Consider the following 2,903-nt stretch of genomic DNA (forward strand, 5'->3'; position numbering starts at 1 on the left):
TTGCTTTTTCGACTTATCGACGATGCTACGATCTTGCGTATGGACCCTAGCCTCAAGATACAATGGTGGGTTGAATTTCGTATCCTTTATCTTGATTGTATCGCCGAAACGGATTTTTTTATTTTCCATGCCAGGAACATTTTCTAAGTCAGCTATGGTGGATTCATATTCCACTACCTCACCGATACGCTTGTTTAATTCTGTCCTGGTGTACTGCTCCAACTTGGTAATAGACATACTATCGTCACTTGATTGCGGCTCATACACATCAATTAGATGCTGCAATTCACCTGTGATTGGATCTGGTCTGCCCCAACGCTGCAGCGCTTCTTTATCTTCAACAAACACTTCTAAGCGTGTCCCATCTTCTTTTTCTGGACCTAAGCCGATCAGTGCTGTGTAGAGGTTATCCGTTTTTTCATTACGGCGAATACCAATTAAATCCTTACCAAATTCAACCTCTCTTCCGCGCCATTGACCTATACGCTCCAACAAATCCACATAGCGACCTATTACGCGTTTCCCGTCCGTCTCCGTACGGAAATTCAACTCAAGTTCAAACTCTTTCGCAATGGTCTTTAAAAAAGCATATGGATTAGTATGTTTTTCTATGTTAAAGGAACGAGTGCCTTTACCTTCGATAATGCCTGGCACCCATTCCGTTCCATTTGTCGCATGACTAACTGCCAAGGAAGGCGTCTGGTCTTTAAACGACTGTGGATTGATCACCTTTGCTTTTTTCAGCAGTAGGTAACTTGCAGATGCATATACCTCCGATTTCAATCCTTCCGTATCTCGGTACTTTTCGAATTCTGTAATGACAAATTCCTTGTACCCATTGTCCTCTGCAGGAATGATGACACGGTTATGCTTTCCAAGGTGTTCGTTATAGGGTTTATCACCACGCACACGCATTTCATATGTTTCCAGGTTATCTTTTAAAGATTGACGGTGATTGTCGTCAATGATGTTTTTATATGTGATAAAGTCCAGTATCTTATCAGACTGACCGTCTGTGACGTGTATCATGTCTTCACCTCTTTTTTAACAAATAAAAAAACACACAATGGCATGCGTGCTCTTCAAAGGGTTGTATGTTTATTGTTTATTTATCTAACTCATCCATATATTCCAAGATTATTTCAAGTTGCTTCTCCAATATCGATTCATAATTTTCCTGTGCTTCAATTAGCTCATTTTCAATAAAGTCCCTTAGTATTTTCCACTTTTCATTTGCCATTTCATCCCCCACCTTCTCATATATCTTATTTTGATATAAAATTAACCCATAAAAGGGAGGTTAATAAAAATGAAGGTAAAACTGGAAAAAGAAGATTATATTCATCATTTACAAGAGCAAGTTCAATTTCTTAAAACTTCATGTGATTCCTACGATAAAGGATTTACTGGTGAAGCAAAAAGAATAGCAACAACAATACGCGTTCTTGTTCACGATACCAAAAAATCTATTTCACTGCTAAAACAACTGAACAGAAAAAGCATCTACTACTGCAATACTTCTTTTGTGTATAATCCAGCCAATTTATTAACACATATGGGGCTGATTGGTATACGAACTGGACCGGGTGGCCAGGTATATCATCCCTTTTTAGATGACGGACCAAGCGGAAAAAGATGGAACACCTTTAAAAAATGGTGGGCTGAGGATATCGTGCTTGTTGACAACAATAAAAATAAACTTACTAGAAAAGACTTAATCCTTAGCAGCTCAAATAAAGACGGCGGTGCCCACGTAGATCCCCAATTAGATAGAGCATATGCAGAATTGAACAGGAAAAACACAATGGGTTGGGTACAAGTTACTGACGGTAAACAATCTCCAGTTTCAGATCCACACTTAGCCAGCATTAGACAAATCGGGTACGAGGTGCTTCAAACTTTGAAAGAAGAGTTTAGTGACATTATTGTTGTATAAAACTAATCCTATCCTTCACCTAAAGGATAGGATTTTTTGTTACCTATACCGTTTCCTGTATGCCGCTTCGCCCTGCAGGCTGTCATCCGGATGCAGCACCAGCTGATTAAATCCTTTATGCAATTTAAAAAAGGATCCGCCAAAGTCTTTCAAATCTTTGCGGTCCTCACCATTAATCAGTATCTCTTCATTTTTATGGTCAAATGTAATGGTATCACCTGGTCTTGCAATATATGGCGTTTGATCAATGGTAGCTCTTTTCAAACTGCTTAACTTCACCCGATTGATACCAGCTTCATTCGGTTTGTCGAATTCACCATATTTAGCAGCATCAATGCGCACGTATTTCAGCTTTCCGGCATATTCCTTTGCATTATCCACATAAACCTGCCGGATACTCTCAATATGATTCCCCGCTTGCGAGATACGGGCCACATACATGGTGATTGTATTTCCTTCCCTTGTGACACGTAAGATACCACTCCAAACACGCTGATCAGGTATGTGATAGTTACGGTCACTGATAAGATAGTTTTCATACTGGCTAAGATATTCGCCAATTCTTCCCTCTGCATTTTTCTGCATTCGTTTTGGCGACTTATCCCATACCCGCAACATACCAATTTCATTCATCTGTTCGTCATAGAAATTGGTAGAAAGACGGAAAGGCATGTCCACACGTTCTGTACGGACGTTGATAAAAAATTCCAATTCAAAATCCTGTATTGGCGTGGTTAATGTTTTCATAAGACCTGGGCCATGCCACGCATCACCTGTACCGTAGGATTGTACTTGTATTCCACGGCTGCCTCTTATAAAACTACCTTGCGAAGCGCTCGTTTCGTCCCAAGAATCTAGCGTGTCTCCTACTTCATCAAAAATAGTTGTTTTTTCGTCCACCACTTCCGTATCTACATCCGTAGGCTCACCAATCAGCATGTACTCATCCAAGTCGTTCTGTACCATG

General features: G+C 40.1%; 4 protein-coding genes. 1 reads left to right on the forward strand and 3 read right to left on the reverse strand.

Features of this window, described 5'->3' with window-relative positions; translation table 11 throughout:
- Nucleotides 1-1,029: phage tail spike protein (locus ACFSMW_RS20310; RefSeq protein WP_390358148.1), on the reverse strand; the 1,029-nt coding region annotated here is incomplete at its 3' end.
- A 76-nt stretch (nt 1,030-1,105) separates the two neighbouring features.
- Nucleotides 1,106-1,240, reverse strand: coding sequence for a hypothetical protein (locus ACFSMW_RS20315; RefSeq protein ID WP_390358149.1), 135 nt, complete (start codon nt 1,238-1,240; stop codon nt 1,106-1,108).
- Nucleotides 1,241-1,309: 69 nt separating this feature from the next.
- Here ACFSMW_RS20315 and ACFSMW_RS20320 point away from each other — a divergent pair, with 69 nt between their 5' ends.
- Nucleotides 1,310-1,936 carry a hypothetical protein gene (locus tag ACFSMW_RS20320; RefSeq protein WP_390358150.1) on the forward strand — a complete coding sequence of 209 codons (627 nt, stop codon included), beginning with the start codon at nt 1,310-1,312 and terminating at the stop codon, nt 1,934-1,936.
- A 39-nt stretch (nt 1,937-1,975) separates the two neighbouring features.
- Here ACFSMW_RS20320 and ACFSMW_RS20325 read toward each other — a convergent pair.
- Nucleotides 1,976-2,903: phage distal tail protein (locus tag ACFSMW_RS20325; protein WP_390358151.1), on the reverse strand; the 928-nt coding region annotated here is incomplete at its 5' end.

Source organism: Tigheibacillus halophilus, from assembly GCF_042683165.1.
GTDB lineage: Bacteria > Bacillota > Bacilli > Bacillales > Amphibacillaceae > Tigheibacillus > Tigheibacillus halophilus.

Coding starts and splice junctions, on each gene's coding strand:
- ACFSMW_RS20315 (WP_390358149.1), bottom strand. CDS start 1,240: ATGGCAAATGAAAAGTGGAAAATACTAAGGGACTTTATTGAAAATGAG.
- ACFSMW_RS20320 (WP_390358150.1), top strand. CDS start 1,310: ATGAAGGTAAAACTGGAAAAAGAAGATTATATTCATCATTTACAAGAG.